This is a genomic window from Streptomyces sp. NPDC026515 (genome assembly GCF_055567595.1).
The window spans coordinates 26,056-45,346 of record NZ_JBVHQD010000002.1; the positions used below are offsets into that span (position 1 = coordinate 26,056).

Annotated in this window: 22 protein-coding genes; 11 read left to right on the forward strand and 11 right to left on the reverse strand. The window is 70.9% G+C overall.

Going from position 1 to position 19,291, the window contains the following annotated elements:
- Positions 1 to 70 precede the first annotated feature (70 nt).
- Positions 71 to 409, forward strand: a complete 339-nt coding sequence (locus ACZ4O3_RS03555; RefSeq protein ID WP_362714313.1) for a hypothetical protein — start codon at positions 71 to 73, stop codon at positions 407 to 409.
- A 207-nt stretch (positions 410 to 616) separates the two neighbouring features.
- Positions 617 to 1,459 (forward strand): hypothetical protein, encoded by an 843-nt coding sequence (locus ACZ4O3_RS03560; RefSeq protein WP_384996167.1) that lies wholly within the window; start codon positions 617 to 619, stop codon positions 1,457 to 1,459.
- A gap of 32 nt (positions 1,460 to 1,491) precedes the next feature.
- On the opposite strand, the gene ACZ4O3_RS03565 is transcribed toward ACZ4O3_RS03560, so the two are convergent.
- From ACZ4O3_RS03565 to ACZ4O3_RS03580, 4 genes are all read right to left on the reverse strand, one after another.
- Positions 1,492 to 1,776 (reverse strand): hypothetical protein, encoded by a 285-nt coding sequence (locus ACZ4O3_RS03565; RefSeq protein ID WP_362714309.1) that lies wholly within the window; start codon positions 1,774 to 1,776, stop codon positions 1,492 to 1,494.
- 547 nt (positions 1,777 to 2,323) lie between these two features.
- Entirely contained in the window at positions 2,324 to 3,061 is a 738-nt protein-coding gene (locus ACZ4O3_RS03570; protein WP_362714307.1) for a hypothetical protein, read from the reverse strand.
- A gap of 234 nt (positions 3,062 to 3,295) precedes the next feature.
- On the reverse strand, positions 3,296 to 4,276 hold the full coding sequence (locus ACZ4O3_RS03575) for a threonine ammonia-lyase (RefSeq protein ID WP_362714305.1): 981 nt from the start codon (positions 4,274 to 4,276) through the stop codon (positions 3,296 to 3,298).
- Between the two features lie 64 nt (positions 4,277 to 4,340).
- Positions 4,341 to 5,240: a phosphotransferase family protein gene (locus ACZ4O3_RS03580; RefSeq protein ID WP_467721028.1), complete on the reverse strand. Its 900-nt coding sequence runs from the start codon at positions 5,238 to 5,240 to the stop codon at positions 4,341 to 4,343.
- Between the two features lie 248 nt (positions 5,241 to 5,488).
- Between ACZ4O3_RS03580 and ACZ4O3_RS03585 the strand changes: the two genes are divergently transcribed.
- From ACZ4O3_RS03585 to ACZ4O3_RS03595, 3 genes are all read left to right on the forward strand, one after another.
- Positions 5,489 to 5,968 carry a hypothetical protein gene (locus ACZ4O3_RS03585; protein WP_362714301.1) on the forward strand — a complete coding sequence of 160 codons (480 nt, stop codon included), beginning with the start codon at positions 5,489 to 5,491 and terminating at the stop codon, positions 5,966 to 5,968.
- A gap of 124 nt (positions 5,969 to 6,092) precedes the next feature.
- Entirely contained in the window at positions 6,093 to 6,686 is a 594-nt protein-coding gene (locus ACZ4O3_RS03590; RefSeq protein WP_467721029.1) for a DUF4291 domain-containing protein, read from the forward strand.
- A gap of 260 nt (positions 6,687 to 6,946) precedes the next feature.
- Positions 6,947 to 7,978 carry a WD40 repeat domain-containing protein gene (locus ACZ4O3_RS03595; RefSeq protein WP_467721030.1) on the forward strand — a complete coding sequence of 344 codons (1,032 nt, stop codon included), beginning with the start codon at positions 6,947 to 6,949 and terminating at the stop codon, positions 7,976 to 7,978.
- A 115-nt stretch (positions 7,979 to 8,093) separates the two neighbouring features.
- Here the strand turns inward: ACZ4O3_RS03595 and ACZ4O3_RS03600 are convergent, their stop codons facing one another.
- Positions 8,094 to 9,371: an ATP-binding protein gene (locus ACZ4O3_RS03600; protein ID WP_362714295.1), complete on the reverse strand. Its 1,278-nt coding sequence runs from the start codon at positions 9,369 to 9,371 to the stop codon at positions 8,094 to 8,096.
- 121 nt (positions 9,372 to 9,492) lie between these two features.
- Positions 9,493 to 10,611 (reverse strand): hypothetical protein, encoded by a 1,119-nt coding sequence (locus tag ACZ4O3_RS03605; RefSeq protein WP_362714293.1) that lies wholly within the window; start codon positions 10,609 to 10,611, stop codon positions 9,493 to 9,495.
- A gap of 190 nt (positions 10,612 to 10,801) precedes the next feature.
- Here ACZ4O3_RS03605 and ACZ4O3_RS03610 point away from each other — a divergent pair, with 190 nt between their 5' ends.
- Positions 10,802 to 11,956 carry a cystathionine gamma-synthase gene (locus ACZ4O3_RS03610; RefSeq protein WP_362714291.1) on the forward strand — a complete coding sequence of 385 codons (1,155 nt, stop codon included), beginning with the start codon at positions 10,802 to 10,804 and terminating at the stop codon, positions 11,954 to 11,956.
- 7 nt (positions 11,957 to 11,963) lie between these two features.
- On the opposite strand, the gene ACZ4O3_RS03615 is transcribed toward ACZ4O3_RS03610, so the two are convergent.
- The 3 genes from ACZ4O3_RS03615 to ACZ4O3_RS03625 form a co-directional block, all read right to left on the reverse strand.
- Positions 11,964 to 12,212 carry a hypothetical protein gene (locus tag ACZ4O3_RS03615; protein WP_362714289.1) on the reverse strand — a complete coding sequence of 83 codons (249 nt, stop codon included), beginning with the start codon at positions 12,210 to 12,212 and terminating at the stop codon, positions 11,964 to 11,966.
- Positions 12,209 to 12,715, reverse strand: a complete 507-nt coding sequence (locus ACZ4O3_RS03620; protein WP_467721031.1) for a sigma factor-like helix-turn-helix DNA-binding protein — start codon at positions 12,713 to 12,715, stop codon at positions 12,209 to 12,211. Before ACZ4O3_RS03620 ends, ACZ4O3_RS03615 begins: the two co-directional genes overlap by 4 nt.
- Before the next feature lie 161 nt (positions 12,716 to 12,876).
- Positions 12,877 to 13,377 (reverse strand): MarR family winged helix-turn-helix transcriptional regulator, encoded by a 501-nt coding sequence (locus tag ACZ4O3_RS03625; RefSeq protein WP_362714285.1) that lies wholly within the window; start codon positions 13,375 to 13,377, stop codon positions 12,877 to 12,879.
- Between the two features lie 161 nt (positions 13,378 to 13,538).
- On the opposite strand from ACZ4O3_RS03625, the gene ilvA reads away from it, so the two are divergent.
- The 3 genes from ilvA to ACZ4O3_RS03640 all read left to right on the forward strand — a co-directional run bounded on the left by ilvA (position 13,539) and on the right by ACZ4O3_RS03640 (position 16,909).
- Positions 13,539 to 14,768: a threonine ammonia-lyase gene (gene ilvA / locus ACZ4O3_RS03630; protein WP_362714283.1), complete on the forward strand. Its 1,230-nt coding sequence runs from the start codon at positions 13,539 to 13,541 to the stop codon at positions 14,766 to 14,768.
- A 279-nt stretch (positions 14,769 to 15,047) separates the two neighbouring features.
- Positions 15,048 to 16,061, forward strand: a complete 1,014-nt coding sequence (locus tag ACZ4O3_RS03635; protein WP_362714281.1) for an ATP-binding cassette domain-containing protein — start codon at positions 15,048 to 15,050, stop codon at positions 16,059 to 16,061.
- A gap of 68 nt (positions 16,062 to 16,129) precedes the next feature.
- Positions 16,130 to 16,909 carry an ABC transporter permease gene (locus ACZ4O3_RS03640; protein ID WP_467721311.1) on the forward strand — a complete coding sequence of 260 codons (780 nt, stop codon included), beginning with the start codon at positions 16,130 to 16,132 and terminating at the stop codon, positions 16,907 to 16,909.
- A 60-nt stretch (positions 16,910 to 16,969) separates the two neighbouring features.
- Here ACZ4O3_RS03640 and greA read toward each other — a convergent pair whose 3' ends face one another.
- Both greA and ACZ4O3_RS03650 read right to left on the reverse strand, forming a co-directional pair.
- Complete coding sequence (greA, locus tag ACZ4O3_RS03645; RefSeq protein WP_362714278.1) at positions 16,970 to 17,470, reverse strand: transcription elongation factor GreA; 501 nt, start codon at positions 17,468 to 17,470, stop codon at positions 16,970 to 16,972.
- A gap of 169 nt (positions 17,471 to 17,639) precedes the next feature.
- Positions 17,640 to 18,038, reverse strand: a complete 399-nt coding sequence (locus ACZ4O3_RS03650; RefSeq protein WP_467721032.1) for a DUF4307 domain-containing protein — start codon at positions 18,036 to 18,038, stop codon at positions 17,640 to 17,642.
- A 136-nt stretch (positions 18,039 to 18,174) separates the two neighbouring features.
- On the opposite strand from ACZ4O3_RS03650, the gene mca reads away from it, so the two are divergent.
- Positions 18,175 to 19,056 carry a mycothiol conjugate amidase Mca gene (gene mca / locus ACZ4O3_RS03655; RefSeq protein ID WP_467721033.1) on the forward strand — a complete coding sequence of 294 codons (882 nt, stop codon included), beginning with the start codon at positions 18,175 to 18,177 and terminating at the stop codon, positions 19,054 to 19,056.
- A complete protein-coding gene (locus tag ACZ4O3_RS03660) occupies positions 19,049 to 19,288 on the forward strand; it encodes a hypothetical protein (RefSeq protein WP_362714272.1) in 240 nt (79 codons plus the stop codon). Before mca ends, ACZ4O3_RS03660 begins: the two co-directional genes overlap by 8 nt.
- Positions 19,289 to 19,291 lie beyond the last annotated feature (3 nt).

Consider the following 19,291-nt stretch of genomic DNA (forward strand, 5'->3'; position numbering starts at 1 on the left):
TGACCGACGGCTGACCCGGGGTTGACCGCAGGCCGGCTCGTCGGAACGAACCTTCGCTACGATCCACCCCGTGGCAGGCACGGGGGAAGCGAGGCGAAGGTTCGGCCCGGACGGGGCCTGGTGGGGCGTTCTGCTGCTGGATGCCCTGGTGAGCTGCGGCTCCGCCGCTCTGCTGGTCGTGTGGTCGACCCACAACCAGATCGACCCCGCGGAACCGGGACCGATGCTGCCGCAGCCCTCCGACACGTCGCTCATCGGCGCGGCGGTCGTTCTGCTGGCGTCGCTCGTCGGCACGGGGTGGGCGGCGCTGCGGCGCGAGAACCGTCCGGAGACGGTCAGGGGCGCCAGGGCGGTCTCGGTCCTGCGGCTGGTCCTGCTGCTCCTGGTGCTGCTGGCTTCCGCCATATAGAGCCGTGAGAAGAGCCGCAGGAGCGGGCTTCCCGTGTCGTCCTCCGGCTGACCGGCGACCGTCCCCTAGGCTCTGGTCGCCACAGAGGTCCTGAACTTCGCGGAGGGCAGCACGGCGGGGATCAATCGAGAGCAGGTCGTCAGAACGCTGACGTTCTGGCTGCGTCCCGTCTTCGCGCTGCGGGTCATCAACCGGTTCCAGAGGATCGTGGGTTTCGACCGCTCGATGGCCCTGGCGTCCAGCGCCCTGACGGCACTGATCCCGCTCTCCATCCTCGGCAGCGCCGTCCTGAGCGGCGCCGTGCACTACGACGCCGCAGGCCGGATCATCAGGCGGTATCACCTCACCGGAGCGGGCGCCACCGCTGTCGACTCGCTGTTCTCGCCCGCCGAGGGCACCAGGGCGAGCGTGGGTGTCTTCGGCACCGTGTTCCTGATGATCTCGGTGCTGAGCTTCACCCGAGCGGCACAACGGCTCTTCGAACAGACCTGGGAACTCAAGCCCCTCAGCGTGCGCAACACACGCAACGGCCTGTGGTGGATCCTCGTCCTCGGCGGCTACACGGTCGCGACAGCGTTGCTGTCCGCGCCCCTTGGCGGAGGCGTGCTGCGCGTGGTCACCTCGCTGTGCGAGGTACCGGTGACCGCCGCCTTCCTGGTCTGGAGCGGCCGGCTCCTGTCGGCCGGGCGGATCGGCTGGCGGGACCTGCTCCCCTTCGCCGTCGCGGGTGCCGTCCTGACGGTGGCCTACTCGACGGCCGCGAGGTTCTACATGCCGCGCCTGTTCAACTCCTCCGTCGAACGCTACGGAGTGGTCGGGGCCGTCTTCGCCATGGTCTCCGCCCTCTTCGCGGCCATGCTCGTCCTGGTCGCGTCGGCGGCCCTGGGACGAGAAGTACGGGACGAGCTCGGCCGGATCCGGCGGGGCGCCCGGCCGTCCGACCACGACGTACGCCAGGAGTGGGACAGGCTGGTCGAGCAGACCAGGTCACGGTGGCGCACGGTGCGGAAACAGGTGGCCCGCCGCCCGGCCGGGGGCGAGAACCACTGACCGGTGCTCTCAGGCCGCCGTCCCGGCCGCCGTCACGCGGAAGCCACGACCTCGCCGGCCACGACCTGGGGAGGGTCGGGGAGCAACGACGCGAGGTTGTCCCGTACGAAGTCGGCGGCCTTCGAGATCGATTCGTCGGCACCGGCCCGGTCCTGGAAGACGCTGGTCGACACCATCACTCCGTCCCCGGCATCGATCCAGTAGTAGGCCACGAAACCGGAGACCTGGCGCAGCAGCGGCACGAACCCCTCGTTCACGACACGTGCGGCCTCGGCCGCATCGGTCACTCCCTCGTACCGCCGGACCGCTGCGTACATCGCCAGACTCCTCACGGCGTTCTGGGTTCGCCTCTGCTCGGACGTCGTACCCCCGCGACGGCCGGCCGGCTCGCGAGGCCTCCGGCAATCACCTGAAGGGAGCCGCCCGAGGCGCCCCGGACGTCGGCCGCGCGGCGTCAGCCGCGCCGCCACCGGCGCTGCTTCGGTTCGTCCGCCCGGGACCGGTTCCGGCTTCGTGGGTGCGCACAGTGCGGGGGCAGGGTGGACTCGGCCGACTCGACCCGCGGAGGCGGTCTCCACGAGTTCGTCGGACCACCAGGCCCTCGCGTGGTGTCCCTCCCGGTCGGCTCGCTGGATGGGAAGCGTCGAACGCCCGGCGTTCTCGACTCTCGCGTCGATGATCGCGCCGGAGTGACCGGGCGGGTCAGACGTGGGCCGAGAGGCTCACGCCCGTCGTGGACGGTCGCCGGGCGCTCGGAGCCGACCGGCTGCGGGGTGCCGCGCGCGGCCGTGGGCGGTGGGCCCGGGCGGAGCCCGGCGGTGACGTCGGACCCCGCGTGCGGACCGGTGTACAGGCCGGTCGTCGTCAGGCTTTCAGCCGCTCCCGGTCCCCCATCACCACGACCGGGTGAAGGTGCGGATCGAGGGTGTGGAGCAGGGTCTTCATCCCGGACTCGGGAAGGCTGACACAGGCGGACGTGCCGTCACCGTGGTCCAGGTGCAGCCATATGCCGCCGCCCTTCTCCACCCCCTGGGGACGGCTCCAGTCGAACGGCGGGACACCCTTGAGCCGGTTGTAGTCGATGGCGATGACGTAGTCGAAGTCGTGCTCGTGGTCGGAGCCGTCCTCGATCATGGACGCGAAGGCGTTGTCGTCGTACCAGTAGTGCAGATGGCTGCCCGGATCCTCCAGGGACCCGCCCGCGTCCGTCAGGGAGAAGGTGCCGACGGGACTGCGCTCGTCGTCCAGGCGGTGGTCGGTCGTCCAGCCCAGCCTGCCGTTGTGCGCGCGCCAACTGCCCTTGTTCTTCCAGGCAGTGCCCTGCTTCTCGTAGAGCACGACGGTGCTCTCGTCGGAGTCCGCGTCGTCGCCGTAGACGACCACGGCCTGACGGGCGTCGGCCGGTACGTGCTTCCACATGCTGCTGCCGACGCCGGGAAGGCGCTCCGGGCCGGTCGAGCCCGGCGACGACGGGTTGTTGACGCCCGGGGCGCCGACGTGACTGGTGTGCCCGCCGACCCCGGCGCACGCCGCGGTGCCGGCCAGCAGGACACCGCAGGCCAGAGCCGCGGATATGGCATGACGTGCACCACCGCGTCGCACCGGCGGTGGACAGGGTCGTATGAGAGTAGATGTCCGCATGGTCAGGATCCTGTGGCGGGATGGCCCCGGCGCGCATCCCGGAGAGGGCATCCGGCGTAGCGGCCGCGCCGGTGTGACGGACCGGCGGCTCGGCCGGGTTACCCCCCGGGGGTGAGGCGACGGGTACGTATGGCGCAGCGCCCCCGCCCCGGACCCGCCGCACGGCGGAGCAGGGCGGGACGCTGCGGGCACGCGTCAGGACCCGCGGACAGGAGCCGTACCGACCCAGCGGTGGTAGGCGTCCGGGTCGACGTTGCCGCCGCACACGATGGTGACGACGTGTCGGCCGGCGAAGCGGGCGGGGTCCTCGAGGATCGCGGCGACGCCGAGCGCGGCCGACGGCTCCGCGACAAGGCCGGCGTGGTCCAGGAGCATCCGCATACCGGCGACGATCGACTCCTCCCGGACCAGGACGGCGTCGTCGGCGACCAGGAGGAGATCGTCCAGGACGGCCGGGACGGGACACCGTCCGGCGACCCCGTCGGCGATGGTGCGGGCCGAGTCGGTGGTGACGACGCGCCGCCCGCGCCACGAGAGGGTCATCGCGGGCGCGCCCAGCGGCTGCACGCAGATCACCTCGACTTCCGGCGCCAGGGTCTTCATCACGTGCCCGACACCGGTGGCCAGCGCCCCGCCGCCGAGAGCGATCAGAACGGTGTCGAACGACGGTGGAGAGCCGACCAGTTCAAGACCGATGGTCGCCGCACCCTCGCAGGTCTCGATGTCCAGGCTGTCCTCGAGCAGCCGGATGCCGTCGTACCGGGCGAGGGCCGCCGCGCGTTCGCGAGCCATCTCGTGGTCGCCGTCGACCAGTTCCAGCCGGGCGCCCAACGCCCGGATGCGATCGAGCTTGGCCACGGTCGCGGAGCGGGACGCCACGACGGTCACGGCGAGCCCCCGGCCGCGGCCCGACCAGGCCAGGGCCTGCCCGAGGTTGCCCGCGCTGGCGCACACCACGGCCTGCGCACCCTGTTCGGCGAGGAGGCCCGCGACCACCTCGGTAGCGCGGCCCTTGAAGCTGCGCACCGGGTTCGCCGTTTCGAGCTTGATGGTCACAGCGCAGCCGAGGGTGGATGCGAGCGCCTCGCAGGGGTACAGCGGGGTGTCGAGGAAAACCGGGTCGATCAGCCGGCGAACGGCCCGGATCCGCTCGGTGTCCAGGCGCGTCCCCTGCATGACAGGGCAGCGTAGCCCGGTCGGCGGCAGGGTGGTCACGGCCGGCACGGCCGGGAGGAGGCGGCTACGGCGGGAACAGCCATTCCATCGCGGCAAGGCTCTTGTCGACGTACTTTCCCTGTCCCGTCTCGATGCCGTGGGCGAGGTCCTCGAAGACACCGCACCGGGCATAGAAGACGGCGCGCTCGTGGAGAGCCGTGAGGTCGCCGGTGTCGGTTCGGCGGCTGCCGACGGCGGCGCGGGCAGCGGCAGGGCCGAGATCGCGGTGGAGCACCCCGAAGTCGTAGGCCGGATCGACGATCGCCGCGTCGCTCCAGTCGATGACGCCGCTCACCGTCCACGCGACCGGGTCCACGAGAACGTGCTCGATGCCCAGATCGTTGTGGGAGAACGCCGGGTTGTACCCGTCGTGCGGTGGTGCGGCGTCCAAGAACGCCTCGACGGAACGGCGACGCACCGCCGGTACCCGCCCGGCCACCCTCACACAGTCCTGCCTGGCCTCCTGCAGCCACTCGGCGAGCGGCCGCAGGTCCGTGTCCACCAGACCGGCCAGCCGTCCGACCGGAACGGAGTGCAGCGCGGTGAGCAACTCACCGAGCCGGGCGCCGATCGACGTGCCGTGGGCCGATCGCAGGTGCCGCGGCGTGTCCAACAGCGGCACGCCGGGGAGCTTGCGGTAGGCCAGACATCCCAGCTCCGCGACCGCGAACGCCGGTTCGGGGACGGGCAGCGGCGAGATGTCGGCGACGGCGGCGAGCAAGCGGGCCTCGTGGCTCACCAGGGCGGCCCGCCGTACCGGGTCGGGCTCCTTGCTGAAGCGCACGATCAGCTCACCGTTGACCTCGTACGCCAGGTTGTCCAGGCCCTCGCCGAGCAGCACCACGGACTCGGTCCGGTAGCCGGGCAGGTGCGCACCCACGACACCGCGCACGTCGGCGACGCGGTCGCGGCCACCACTGGTCATGTGCGGACCCTGCCCGTCGATACCCATCGATACCCGTCGATACCCGTCGATTGCACGGGGCGGAGGTACCCGGATCCGCCCCTGCAGCCGTGCTCGCGAGAGGTTCAGCCCATGAGCCGCCGACCGCCCTGCTGCCGACGCCCGTCGACAGCACGTGAGCCGGTGCGTTTCACGGAACGCGGGCGCGCACCCGCGTTCGCGGGGAGACCTGCTGGCGGCGGCCCGCCGTTTCGGAAATGCTGCCGCGCATGGACTGGATGCCCCTGCTCTCCACACTGGCCGGTGCCGCCATCGGTATCGCGGCCACTCTGATCGCCGATCGCAACCGGTGGCAACGGGAAGAAGCCAGACACGCGCTGGAACTACGCCGCGAGGTGTACACGGTGTTCGTCTCCGCTCTCAAGGCCGCGGGTGAGGACATACGGGCCGTCGCCCTGGGCGATCACATGTCCGCGTCGGCACGTGACTCGGCCGTGCGGGAGGCCGTACGCGAGACGGGCATCCATACGGCAAGTGAACGCCTTTGGCTCGTGGGGCCGCCGCAGGTCGTCACGGCGGGAAACGAGGCGTTCCACGGGATGCGCGCCCTGCGCGACGCGTACGCCCGAGGCGTGGCTGTCGGGTCCGACGAGGAAGCGTCCCTGATAGCGAGGCGGCGCGCGGCCATGGCGCAGATGCGTCGCGTCATGCGGGAGGACCTCGGTATCGGCCCGCTGGGCGTCGAGTGACCGTCACCCCACGAGCCACGTCGAGCCGCGCCCACAGTCCGTCGTCCGCTCCCGGTCCCGTCCGCCGTCCGACCGCCAGGAAAATCGATGGTCACCCGAGCTGACCGGGCCCACGCTGTACGCCATGGAAGAACCGTTCCGCCGGATTCGCGCGCTCCACACGGCGTCTACGATCACCGTCTACCAGGCGTACTCCCCTGAGATCGGACTGCCCGCCATCCGGGACGGCCGTTTTCCGGCCGCGTGGAAGCCTGGCCGGATGACGTGGATCAAACCCAGTTTCCTGTGGATGATGTACCGCTCGGGCTGGGGCACGAAGGAGGGTCAGGAGACCGTCCTCGCCGTCGATATCACCCGCGACGGTTTCGACTGGGCGCTGCGTCATGCCCGCCTGTCGAGTTACGTCCGCGGACTGCATCCCGACCGCGGCGCCTGGCAGCGTGACCTCAAGCATGCGCCGGCCCGTGTCCAGTGGGATCCGGAACGCGATCTGCACCTGCGTCCCCTGCCCTACCGCTCATTGCAACTTGGGCTCTCGGGCGAGGCGTCGACGCGTTACGCGGACGAGTGGATCGTGTCCGTCAGCGACGTGACCCCGCTCGCCCACGAGATCCACGCACTCGTCAGGGACGGCGAACCGGACGCAGCGACCCGACTTCTCCCCCGGGAGCACGGGTACCCCGCCGGCGCGGAACTCCTGGCCCATCTGTGTCCCTGACCCGTGGTCAGCGGCCCAGCCGGGGACGTCATCCCTGATGCCCGTGTGATGTGAGATGAAGGGCGTCGTCGCATCCCCGGGCGGAGCGCGCGGATTCGTCGGCCCTGTTGCACGGCCGGACGGCGGAAGTCGGTGCTCCGCCTTCCGGGGTGTGCCGGATCGCGCGAGACTGCACCATGGCATTCCCCGGACCGCCGTCGCCGCCTCCGCCGCGAGGGCCGGCCGCCACCCTCACCGGGCACGGCAGAGCGGTGAACGCGGTGGCGTTCAGTCCGGACGGACGGCTGCTGGCGTCCGGAAGCAGCGACAGGACCGTGGTCCTCTGGGATGTCACGGACGCATCGCACCAGACCCGGGCCGCCACCCTCACCGGGCACGGCAGAGCGGTGAACGCGGTGGCGTTCAGCCCGGACGGACGGCTGCTGGCGTCCGGAAGCACCGACCGGAGCGTGGTCCTCTGGGATGTCGCGGACCCCGCGAACCTGACCCGGTCGGCGATCCTCGTCCATGACCGCCCCGGCTGGTTGTTCCGAGACGGCTGGCGTCAAGGCGGTGTCCACGCGGTGAGTTTCAGCCCGGACGGACGGTTCATCGCCTGTGCCGTCGACCGCACGGTGATCATCTGGGATCTCCGCGACCTCGCAAGGCCGAGCCGGTGCGCCCGTGTCACCCACCACCGGCATCTCTGGCGGTCGGGTCCCGTCCTGTCGGTGATGTTCAGTCCCGATGGACGGTTACTGGCTTCGGGTTCCGACGGTGACAAGAACACCGGCGTCCTGTGGGACGTCAGCGAGCCGGCCCACCCGGTCCGAACCGCCGTCGTCCGGCCACAGGTCCGCGAATGGCCGAAGGCGTTGTCCGCGGGCGGGGCGCCGGCCGTCCATGCGGTGGGATTCAGTCCTCAGGGGCGGCTGCTGGCCACCGGCAGCGGGGACCTGGGCGTGGTGTCCGGCACCTATGGGTCGTGGCGGAAGGGAGCCGTCATGGTGTGGGACATCACCGACCCGGCACACCCGGTACGGACGGGCACAGGCATCCTTCCTCTGGCCGGTCCCGGGGACACGGGGCGGATGTACGCGGTGGTGTTCAGTCCGGACGGCCGGTTGCTGGCCTCCGGATGCGAGAACGCGGCGGTGACCCTGTGGGATGTCACCGACCCCGCGCACCTGACTCCGGCCGCCCATCTCACCGGCCACCGCAAGGCGGTACGGGGTCTGGCCTTCAGTCCGGACGGACGGATGCTCGCCGGCTGCGGCGTCGACAGGACGGTGAACCTGTGGGAAACGGGCTGACGGTACCCGCCGTCTCCCGTGTCCAGGCAGACCGGGGTTTCGGCGTCGGTTCCGGCGGTTGCCTGGGACGAGGGCGGTCGCCGCGCACCGCGGGCCGGGGATGCGGGCGTCCGGCTCACAGGCGGCGGTACTTGTCGATGTCCTCCGCGAACTCCTGGATGGCCTGTGCGGTGAGTGTCGGGCGGGTGTCGGCGATGGCGGTCATGTAGTCCTCGGTCGTCGCCGGTCGGCCCTGACGGTGGGTGACTTCGCGCTCGAATGCCGCCTGTGCGCCCTTGCGTGCCGCGAATTCGATGTCGGCCGGGGTGAACAGCTCGCTCGCCCGGACGAGTTGGGCGATGTCCACGGTCTCGGCGGAGGCTCGGATGTAGCGGCTCCAGATCGCCGCCCGGGCGGTCGCGTCCGGTGGGCCGATGGGGATGACGTAGTCGAAGCGGCCCGGCCGCAGGAACGCCGCGTCGAGAGAGCGAATCGAGTTGGTGGCGCAGGCCAGCAGCCGCGCGTCGTGCTCGCGGAAGATGGGGATGAGCTTGAGCAGCTCGTTGGTCACGCCGTGCCCGGGATCGACCGCCTTTCCTGAGCGCGCCCCGGCGATCTCCTCGACCTCGTCGATGAAGAGCAGGACCGAGTCCAGCTCCGCCAGGTCCGCGAAGGCCTCCCGCAGCGCCACGGCCAGGCCCTCGCTCGTGTCGGCCGCGAGCCGGGAGGGGAAGAGTTCCACGAACGGCCAGCCGAGCCGTGAGGCCACCGCTTTGGCGAAGCTCGTCTTTCCGGTGCCCGGCGGGCCGAACAGGATGATCGCCTTGGGCGGGGCCACGTCGTAAAGGTCCGCCAGTGCCGGTTCGGTCAGCGGGAGCACGACACGGCGCTCGACGACCTGCTTCTCCTCCTCCATGCCGGCCATGTCGTTCCAGAGGCCCTCGGGCAGCATGCGGCCGCCCAGCCCCGCGAGGACCTCCGCGTTCGCGGTGTCGACGGGTTCGAGCTTCTCGTAGTAGGTGAGCCCGTCGCGGAACCGGTAGCCGGAGTTCTCCAGAGCCTTCGTGCCCGCAGCCTCGGCGGGCAGCAGCGCGCTGATGTGGCGCACGCCCAGTGCCCGCAGGCGCCGCTCGAGATCGGAGAGGAGGGCGCTGCCGATCCCGCGCTCACGCCAGCGGGAGGCGAGCGCCACCAGGAGGATCCACCCCCGCTTTCCGTAGGCCTGCGCCACGGCCATGCCGACCAGTTCCTCCCCGACGACCGCGACGACCGCCGGCTGTCCGGCCTTGGCCGCCGTCATGACCTCGGAGACCGCGAACACCTGGTCCTCGTCGGGCGGACGGCTCTGGTCCCAGATGTCGATGGCCTGGTCGAGATCGTCTTCGCGGTATTCACGCAGGTGCCAAGCAGGCATCGCCACCACCTCACACGGCGCGGGAGTCCCATTGTTCTCTCCGCGGCGCCGGGTGACGAACCGAGGCGGGTCCCACCGGCGCCCCGGCCGGCACGCGTCCCGTCCTGTGGCCGGAGGCCTCTCAGCCGGGCAGTGTCGCCGGGCTGCCGCCGTTCGCCTCGTAGCCCGCCACCGCCAGCGCGCGGTAGAGGGTGAACTCGGCGGCCGGGTTCGCGGACAGCGTCCACGGCAGGGCCCCCACGTGCCCGTCGACGTGTATCAGCTCGCCCATGGCTTCCGCCCAGCGTTCGGAGCGGACCAGGAAGAAGATCAGCAGGTGCCGGACGTGGGCGAGCATCGGGTCGTCCTGGCGGGCCGAGTGCACCGCGTGCAGGGCGCCGTGGACGGCCTTGGTGACGACCTCGCTCTGGTAGAAGCTCGCCACCAGGTTGACCTCGGGAAGGTGCTCGAAGACCGCGAACAGCGGCATCGCGGCCAGCAGGGAGCCCCGCGGGGCGCGTGCGGCGGCGGCCTCGGCGAAGGAGTACGCCGCCTCGCGCGAGCCGTGCCACTTCTCGCACCAGTAGTGCAGGGCGGCGAGATGCGCCCCCATGTGCGCGGGCGCGCGGTCCAGGATCTTCAGCCAGAGCTTCTCGAAGTCCGGCTGCGAGTAGTTCAGCCCGCGGGCCACCGACAGCTCGATGACGTACGGCACCGGGTCGCCGGGGGACAGCAGCGCCGCCTGACCGCAGGCGTCCCTGGCCTCCTCCATGATGATCCGGAAGTCGTCCGTGCCCGGCGTCGACGTCCGCCACGCCTGCTGGACCAGGAACTCCGCGTGCACGGCCGCGCCGCCGGCGTCCTTGGGCTGCTCGGCGCGCCACACCCGCAGCCACTGGCCGCCCGGTGTCTCGCTGACCCCGCCCGGCCGCTGCTGGAGCTCCAGCGCCGCCGCGCCGGCGAAGGCCTGCACCCGCTGCCAGCGCAGTTCGCCGGTGATCTCCGTGCCCGCCAGCAGCTGCGCCGCGGCGTGGTAGTCGTGGGTACGCTGCACCAGGTCCAGGACGTCGAGCAGGTCGTGGTCGGGCCCGGGCATCCGGACGTCCAGGTCCTCCTCGCGCACGAAGCCGTAGTCCGCCGGGTCGGCGGCGTCCGGGTGGCTCGGGTGGACCTGCTCGATCATGCCGCGCCGCCGCCGCAGGACAGGGAGCAGCACGAAGCTCAGCAGGAGCAGCGCCATCAGGGCCCAGAGAATCGCCATGCGTCAAGCGAACCAGACGGCGCGGACAATTGGCGAACCGGTGGTCGTGGCCCGTGGACGACGCGGGGCCGGGACGCGGTCGCGGGGCGGTGGGGACGGGTGGCGTCCACGTGGCGAAGGCACACACCGGTACCGCCCCGCGCTCCTCCGGGGCGCGTGAGCAGGCGCCTGAGCACTAGGCTCGGGGCTTATGAGCGACAGGCACATCAGTCAGCATTTCGAGACGCTCGCCATCCACGCGGGCAACACGGCGGACCCCCTCACCGGTGCGGTCGTACCGCCGATCTACCAGGTCTCGACCTACAAGCAGGACGGCGTCGGCGGTCTGCGCGGCGGCTACGAGTACAGCCGCAGCGCCAACCCCACCAGGACCGCCCTGGAGGAGAACCTGGCCGCGCTGGAGGGCGGCCGCCGCGGCCTCGCGTTCGCGTCCGGGCTGGCGGCCGAGGACGCCCTGCTGCGCACGCTGCTCAGCCCCGGCGACCACGTGGTCATCCCGAACGACGCGTACGGCGGCACGTTCCGGCTGTTCGCGAAGGTCGTCTCCCGGTGGGGCGTGGAGTGGTCCGTCGCCGACACCAGCGACCCGTCGGCCGTGCGGGCCGCGATCACCCCGAAGACCAAGGCGGTCTGGGTGGAGACCCCGTCCAACCCGCTGCTCGGCATCACCGACATCGCCGCGGTCGCGCAGGTCGCCCACGACGCGGGCGCCCGGCTCGTCGTCGACAACACCTTCGCCACGCCCTACCTCCAGCAGCCGCTCTCGCTCGGCGCGGACGTCGTCGTGCACTCGCTGACGAAGTACATGGGCGGTCACTCCGACGTGGTCGGCGGCGCGCTGATCGTGTCGGACCAGGCGCTGGGCGAGGAGCTGGCGTACCACCAGAACGCGATGGGCGCGGTCGCCGGACCGTTCGACTCGTGGCTGGTGCTGCGCGGCACCAAGACGCTCGCGGTGCGCATGGACCGGCACAGTGAGAACGCCACCAGGATCGCGGACATGCTGAGCCGGCACGCGCGCGTGACGCGTGTCCTCTACCCGGGCCTGCCCGAGCACCCCGGGCACGAGACCGCCGCCAAGCAGATGAAGGCCTTCGGCGGCATGATCTCCTTCCAGGTCACGGGTGGCGAGGAGGCGGCGGTCGAGGTCTGCAACCGCGCCAAGGTGTTCACCCTCGGCGAGTCCCTGGGCGGCGTCGAGTCGCTGATCGAGCACCCGGGCCGGATGACGCACGCCTCGGCGGCCGGTTCCGCGCTGGAGGTGCCCGCCGACCTGGTGCGCCTGTCCGTGGGCATCGAGAACGTCGACGACCTGCTGGAAGACCTCCAGCAGGCGCTCGGCTAGAACCGGCTCACCAGCCGACGACGGGCGGAGTCGTCGTGGACGGCGGCTGCGCCCACGGCCGGACCAGCACCGCCCAGACGGTGAAGGCCACCGCCGCCGCGCACAGCAGCACCCACAGCAGGCGGCGGGCCGCCCGTCGGCGGCGCAACAGGCGGCCGCCGCGGCGCAGCACCTCGCCGTAGAGATCGGGCGGCACCCGTGGCGGCCCCTGTTCCATGATCCGCCGGGCGGCCGCCTCGCGTTCGACACGGTTCACGACGGTGCCACCTTCGCTCCCATCACCGGGGGTGCCGCCTTCCTGGGCGGGTGCAGCAGGGTGGCGGTGGCCCGGTCGCAGATGGTGTGCACCCGGTCCGTGGGCAGGCCGAGCAGCGCCGCCGTCTGCTCCTCGGCGACCCCTTCGTACAGCCGGAGCACCACGATCAGGCGCTCCTGCGGGGTCAGGACGGCGAGGGCGCTGTCCGGGTGCGGGCGGGCGCGGCTCAGCGGGCTGCCGTACTGGTGCCAGACGGAGTTCGCGAAGCGCAGGGCCAGGTGCTGGCGGGCCCGGTCGTACGGGTCCTCGCCGCGCAGCCCGTCCCAGCACGCGTACGTGTGCGCGAGCGCGAGGGTCAGCAGGCGCCGCGCGCGCGGGTTGGCGTCCGGGGCCTCCGCGGTGAGCAGCGTCGCGGCATGCAGCAGCCGTCCTGCCGCGCCCGCGACGAACGCCTCGAACTCCCGGGCCCGGCGGGCGTCCTGGAACGCCTGCCGATCACGCACCGTACCTCCCCGTCTGCGTGGGCCCCCGTGTCCGGGAACCGGACACGGATTCGGATAGGACGGAGGCCCGGTCTCATATGAGGCCAGGGGTGCCCTCACGGTCAAGAGCCGGGCGGCACGCACGCGTGCCGGACGGTCCGCGGGCCGGGGCCGGCCGGGGTTCAGGATGCCGGAGGTGCGTCCGAGCCCGGCTGGAGGGACATCCGCGCCGACAGGGCGGTGTTGAAGCGCGTGAGCAGCGCACAGAACGCCTCGCGCTCCGCCGGCTCCCAGTCCTGGGTCAGCTCCGCCATCAACTGCCGCCGCGAGGAACGTACTTCGTCCAGCCGCGACAGCCCGCGCGGGGACAGCTGGAGCACCACGGCCCGCCCGTCCTCGGGGTGCGAGGTGCGCTTGACGAGCCCGGTGTCGACCAGCGGGGCCACCTGCCGGGTGACCGTGGAGGAGTCGATCCCCATGCTCGCGGCGAGCGCCTTGACCCCCATGGGGCCTTCCTTGTCGAGGCGGTTGAGCAGCAGATACGCGGCGCGGTCCATGGAGTTGCGCACCTGCCCGACGCCGCCGAGCCGGGTCTGTTCGGCACGGCGGGCGAACACCGCCACCTCGTGCTGCAGCGTGTCGAGGAGGCCGGTGTCACCGACGGTCGTCATGTCCATCGACATTTCAGGTGTTGTGGGCATGGCCGGGGACTCACTTCATGAAGAGTGCTGGTGTGGGGGACAGAGTACGCGGACCGGGGTCGAGCCGTACCGGCGCTGCGCAAACCGGTCTCGGAGCTTGGTCACACCCGAGGCTCCGGCCTGTGAACTGCGAGACTTGGGTCATGAGCTACAGCACGGCTGACTCCCTGCGCCCCGTCACCCTCGACGACGTACGCGGCGCTCAGAAGATGCTCACGGGCGTGGCGCGGGTGACCGCGATGGAGGGCAGCCGTCACCTGTCCCAGCTGGTCGGCTCGCCGGTGCACCTCAAGTGCGAGAACCTCCAGCGGACCGGTTCGTTCAAGCTGCGCGGAGCCTACGTGCGGATCGCCGGGCTGCTGCCCGAGGAGCGCGCCGCCGGGGTGGTGGCGGCCAGCGCCGGCAACCACGCCCAGGGCGTGGCCCTGGCCTCCGCGCTGCTCGGTGTGCACGCCACGGTGTTCATGCCCGTCGGCGCCCCGCTGCCCAAGATCAGCGCGACCCGCGAGTACGGCGCCGAGGTCCGGCTGCACGGTCAGGTGGTCGACGAGACGCTGGCCGCCGCCCAGGAGTACGCGGCCGAGACCGGCGCGGTGTTCATCCACCCCTTCGACCACCCCGACGTCATCGCCGGTCAGGGCACGGTCGGGCTGGAGATCCTGGACCAGTGCCCGGAGGTCGGCACGATCGTCGTCGGTGTCGGGGGCGGCGGGCTCGCCGCCGGGATCGCGGTCGCGGTGAAGGCGATCAGGCCGGACGTGCGGATCGTCGGCGTCCAGGCGGAGGGTGCGGCCGCGTATCCGCCCTCGCTGGCCGCCGGACGGCCGGTCTCGGTGCACAACCCGGTGACGATGGCCGACGGGATCAAGGTCGGTCGGCCCGGCGACGTGCCGTTCGCGTTGGTCGAGGAGCTGGTCGACGAGGTCCGCACGGTCGGCGAGGACCGGCTCTCCGCCGCCCTGCTGCTCTGCCTGGAGCGGGCCAAGCTGGTCGTGGAACCGGCCGGTGCCGCTCCGGTGGCCGCCCTGCTCGCCGAGCCCGGCACCTTCGCCGGACCGGTCGTCGCGGTGCTCTCCGGTGGCAACGTCGATCCGGTGCTGATGCAGCGGGTGCTGCGGCACGGCATGTCCGCGCAGGGCCGCTACCTGGCCGTACGGCTGCGGCTGACCGACCGGCCGGGCGCCCTGGCCACGCTCCTCGGGGTGCTGTCGGGGGCCGACGCCAACGTCCTGGACATCAGCCACGTCAGGACCGACCCCCGGCTCGGGCTCTCGGAGGCGGAGGTCGAACTCCAGCTGGAGACCAAGGGGCCGGTGCACTGCACGGAGGTCGGGCAGGCACTGCGCGAGGCCGGCTACACGGTCATCGACTGAGAGAAACGGCCGCGCTCCCGGCGGCTCCCGGACGGCTCCGGGCTGCTTCCGGCCGCTCCGGGCCGCGCCTTCGGCCGCTTCCGAGGGCGAACGGCGAGGTCAGGACCTGTTCATTCACTCGTTCGAGAAAACCTGTCGACGAACGCGATACATCGCGTTATGGTGTGTCGCGTGGCCACGGTCGCGCCCGCCTGTCGTCGCGTCGGCGAAAACCATAGGCGGACCGAAGCGCGCATACCTAGCCTTTCTCGAAGAATCCTCGACGACGTGGAGACTCATATGCCAGGCGCCATCTATGCCGAAGGCCTGGTGAAGACCTTCGGTGACGTAAGGGCTTTGGACGGCGTCGATCTCGATGTCCCCGAAGGCACCGTCCTCGGACTGCTCGGGCCGAACGGCGCCGGCAAGACGACGACCGTCCGCTGTCTGACCACCCTGTTGCGCCCCGACAGCGGCAAGGCGGTCGTCGCGGGCCTGGACGTGGTCGGGCAACCGGACGCGGTGCGCCGCTCCATCGGCCTGTCCGGACAGTTCGCGGCGGTCGACGAATACCTGACCGGCCGCGAGAACCTGCAGATGGTCGGCCGTCTGTACCAGATGGGCGCGAAACAGGCCAAGGCCCGCGCGGTCGAGCTGCTGGAGCAGTTCCACCTCACCGACGCCGCGGACCGCCCCGCCAAGACCTACTCCGGAGGCATGCGCCGCCGCCTCGACCTGGCGGCCGCACTGGTCGTCTCGCCGCCGGTGATGTTCATGGACGAACCCACCACCGGCCTCGACCCGCGCAACCGCCAGCAGCTGTGGGAGGTCATCAAGCAGCTCGTCTCCGGCGGCACGACGCTGCTGCTGACCACGCAGTACCTGGAGGAGGCCGACCACCTCGCCCACGACATCGCGGTCGTCGACCACGGACGGGTCATCGCCCAGGGCACCTCGGACCAGCTCAAGGCCCGCACCGGCGGCGAGCGCGTCGAGGTCGTCGTCCACGAGCGCGAGCACATCCCGACCGCCGGCGAGGTGCTGCGCGGCTTCGGCAAGGGCGAGACCACCGTCGAGGAGCACACCCGCAAGCTCACGGTCCCCGTCACCGGCGGCGCCAAGCTGCTCGCGGAGGTCATCCGTGAGCTGGACTCCCGGGGCATCGAGATCGACGACATCGCGCTGCGCCGCCCGACCCTCGACGACGTCTTCCTGTCCCTGACCGGACACACGGCCGAGGAGAAGACCGAGGACACCGGCGACCAGGGCCGGCAGAACACCCGCAAGGACAGCCGCAAGGAGACCGTGAAGTGAGCGCCGTCAGCGACACCGTGCGGGTAGCCGCCCCGGGCAACGCCGTCAGTCAGTCCTTCCGCGACTCGATGGTGATCGCGAAACGCAACCTGATCCGGATGTCCCGGATCCCCGAGATGCTGATCTTCGGGCTCATCCAGCCCATCATGTTCGTGGTGCTGTTCACCTACGTGTTCGGCGGCTCGATCCAGGTCGGCTCGTCCACCTCCACCCAGGCCTACCGCGAGTTCCTGATGGCGGGCATCTTCGCGCAGACGGTGACCTTCGCCACCGCGGGCGCGGGCGCGGGCATCGCCGACGACATGCACAAGGGCCTCATCGACCGCTTCCGGTCGCTGCCCATGGCGCGCGGCGCGGTGCTGACCGGCCGGACCATCGCCGACCTGGTGCAGACGGCGCTCACCCTCGTCGTGCTGGCGGTCGTCGCCCTGATCGTCGGCTGGCGCACCCACGAGAACCTCGGCAAGGTGCTCGCCGGATTCGGTCTGCTCCTGCTGCTCGGGTACGCGTTCTCCTGGATCGGCGCGCTCATCGGCCTGTCCGTGCGCACCCCCGAGGCGGCGACCTCGGGCGGTCTGATCTGGCTGTTCCCGCTGACGTTCATCTCGAACGCGTTCGTGGACGCCAGCCACCTGCCGGCCTTCCTGCGTCACATCGCGGAGTGGAACCCGTTCAGCGCCACCGTCCAGGCCAGCCGTGAGCTGTTCGGCAATCTGCCGCCGGGCTTCAACGCGTCCGGCGCCTGGCCCATGCAGCACCCGGTCGTGGCCTCGCTGATCTGGTCGGTCGCGATCATCCTGGTCTTCCGGACGCTAGCGGTCCGCAAGTACCGCTCGGCCACCGCCTGACCCGGCCCATGACAACGCCCCCGGCGTCCCGTGGACGCCGGGGGCAGGTGTCTGTCGAGGTCAGCCGGAGTAGGGCTCGGCCTTGAGGATCTTCACCGAGGCCTTCTTGCCGTTCGGCAGCTCGTACTCGGCGTCCTCGCCCACCTTGTGTCCGATGACACCGGTGCCCAGCGGGGACTGCGGCGAGTAGGTCTCGACGTCGGCGCTGGCGTACTCGCGCGAGGCGAGGAGGAACGTCATCGTGTCGTCCTCGTCGCCGTCGAAGGCGATGGTCACCACCATGCCGGGCGCGACAGCGCCGTCCGCGGAGGCCGGAGCCTCGCCGACCTTGGCGTTCTCCAGAAGCTGGGTCAGCTGGCGCACACGGAGCTCCTGCTTGCCCTGCTCCTCCTTGGCCGCGTGGTACCCGCCGTTCTCGCGCAGGTCGCCCTCCTCGCGCGCAGCCGCGATCTTGGCGGCGATCTCCGTGCGCGCAGGACCAGACAGGTACTCCAGCTCGGCCTTGAGCTGGTTGTACGCCTCCTGGGTCAGCCAGGTGACGTTCTCGCTGGTCTGGGTCACAGGTGCTCCTCGTAGGTACTGGGAATACAAAGCATCGCCCTACCCAGAAGCATGTTCCTCCACGGAAGGGCGAAACCACGAGCCTAACAATTCGACGGCGTAAGGGGGAGGACATAAGCCATCAGAATCGCATCAACGCAGGTGAGGCTCTACGTATTCATGGCCGGTGTCAGCCGGTGTGGCAGCCGAGCAGCTCCGCCGTGGTGCCGCGAGCCGTCGTACGCAGGGTGACCACGCGGTCGATCTCGGTGGCGGAACCGGTGAAGCGGAAGTCCGCCCGGCCCACCTCGGAGCCGTCCGCGGCCTGGGAACGCAGGGTGCAGTACCCGGAGGCGCCGGCGTCCTTGTGGACCTCCAGATGCACCTTGACCGCGCTGTCCGAGGCGTCGAAGGTGACCACCTGGGCGCTGATCTCGCTCTTCACGACATAGTGGTAGGCGAAATAACCGACCAGGGCGAGGAGCAGGGCGCCCAGGACGGCGCCGGTGATCTTGAGTTTGCGGTCGGCGGCCTCGTCCGAGGAGCGGCCGTAGCGACCCTCGGGCGGCCGCGTACTCGCGGTACTCATGATCGTCCTCCTGCAGGAACCCTTCCGGGGCCGGCCGGACCCGGACCCCGGAATTATTCGCCCCCCGATTCGGTCACTATAGAAGCGCCGATCGCACCCGAAGACACCGGGGCGCCGACTTACTGAGGATTGAGTCTTGACTGACCAGCTGCGACTGATGGCCGTCCACGCCCACCCCGACGACGAGTCGAGCAAGGGCGCGGCCACCATGGCGAAGTACGTGTCCGAGGGGGTGGACGTGCTGGTCGTGACCTGCACGGGCGGGGAGCGCGGCTCCATCCTCAACCCCAAGCTGCAGGGCGACAAGTACATCGAGGAGCACATCCACGAGGTACGCAAGAAGGAGATGGACGAGGCCCGGGAGATCCTCGGCGTCAAGCAGGACTGGCTGGGCTTCGTCGACTCGGGCCTGCCCGAGGGCGACCCGCTGCCGCCGCTTCCCGACGGCTGCTTCGCCCTGGAGGACGTCGACAAGGCCGCCGGTGAGCTCGTCCGGCGGATCCGCGCGTTCCGTCCGCAGGTGATCACCACCTACGACGAGAACGGCGGCTACCCGCACCCCGACCACATCATGACCCACAAGATCTCGATGGTGGCCTTCGAGGGCGCGGCCGACCCGGAGAAGTACCCCGAGGGCGAGTTCGGCCCGGTCCACCAGGCGCGGAAGCTCTACTACAACCAGGGCTTCAACCGCCCGCGCACCGAGGCGCTGCACAACGCGCTGCTGGCGCGCGGCATGGAGTCGCCGTACGGGGACTGGCTGAAGCGGTGGAGCGAGACGGAGCGCACCGAGCGCACCCTGACCACGCACATCCCGTGCGCGGACTTCTTCGAGATCCGCGACAAGGCACTGATCGCGCACGCCACGCAGATCGACCCCGACGGCGGCTGGTTCAAGGTCCCGATGGACCTCCAGAAGGAGGTCTGGCCGACCGAGGAGTACGAGCTCGCGAAGTCGCTCGTCGATACCTCCCTCCCCGAGGACGACCTCTTTGCGGGCATCCGCGACAATGCCTGACATGAGCGCAAGCGCAAACCTGGCACTGACGCACCTCGTCCCCCTCGCCAAGGAGGTCGACGAGAACAAGGTCACCCCCGGGGTCCTCGGCTTCATCGTCTTCGCGGTGATGGCCCTGGCGGTCTGGGGCCTGATGAAGTCCATGAGCAAGCACATGCAGAAGGTCGACTTCAAGGAGGCCCCGGACGCCAAGGCGGACCCGGGGACCGCGGTGGCCGACTCCAAGGGCTGACCC

Coding starts and splice junctions, on each gene's coding strand:
- ACZ4O3_RS03625 (WP_362714285.1), bottom strand. CDS start 13,377: ATGTCGATGGACATGACGACCGTCGGTGACACCGGCCTCCTCGACACG.
- ACZ4O3_RS03565 (WP_362714309.1), bottom strand. CDS start 1,776: ATGTACGCAGCGGTCCGGCGGTACGAGGGAGTGACCGATGCGGCCGAG.
- ACZ4O3_RS03660 (WP_362714272.1), top strand. CDS start 19,049: ATGCCTGACATGAGCGCAAGCGCAAACCTGGCACTGACGCACCTCGTC.
- ACZ4O3_RS03635 (WP_362714281.1), top strand. CDS start 15,048: ATGCCAGGCGCCATCTATGCCGAAGGCCTGGTGAAGACCTTCGGTGAC.
- ACZ4O3_RS03610 (WP_362714291.1), top strand. CDS start 10,802: ATGAGCGACAGGCACATCAGTCAGCATTTCGAGACGCTCGCCATCCAC.
- ACZ4O3_RS03580 (WP_467721028.1), bottom strand. CDS start 5,240: ATGACCAGTGGTGGCCGCGACCGCGTCGCCGACGTGCGCGGTGTCGTG.
- ilvA (WP_362714283.1), top strand. CDS start 13,539: ATGAGCTACAGCACGGCTGACTCCCTGCGCCCCGTCACCCTCGACGAC.
- ACZ4O3_RS03585 (WP_362714301.1), top strand. CDS start 5,489: ATGGACTGGATGCCCCTGCTCTCCACACTGGCCGGTGCCGCCATCGGT.
- ACZ4O3_RS03640 (WP_467721311.1), top strand. CDS start 16,130: ATGGTGATCGCGAAACGCAACCTGATCCGGATGTCCCGGATCCCCGAG.
- ACZ4O3_RS03575 (WP_362714305.1), bottom strand. CDS start 4,276: ATGCAGGGGACGCGCCTGGACACCGAGCGGATCCGGGCCGTTCGCCGG.
- ACZ4O3_RS03650 (WP_467721032.1), bottom strand. CDS start 18,038: ATGAGTACCGCGAGTACGCGGCCGCCCGAGGGTCGCTACGGCCGCTCC.
- ACZ4O3_RS03605 (WP_362714293.1), bottom strand. CDS start 10,611: ATGGCGATTCTCTGGGCCCTGATGGCGCTGCTCCTGCTGAGCTTCGTG.
- ACZ4O3_RS03590 (WP_467721029.1), top strand. CDS start 6,093: ATGGAAGAACCGTTCCGCCGGATTCGCGCGCTCCACACGGCGTCTACG.
- ACZ4O3_RS03600 (WP_362714295.1), bottom strand. CDS start 9,371: ATGCCTGCTTGGCACCTGCGTGAATACCGCGAAGACGATCTCGACCAG.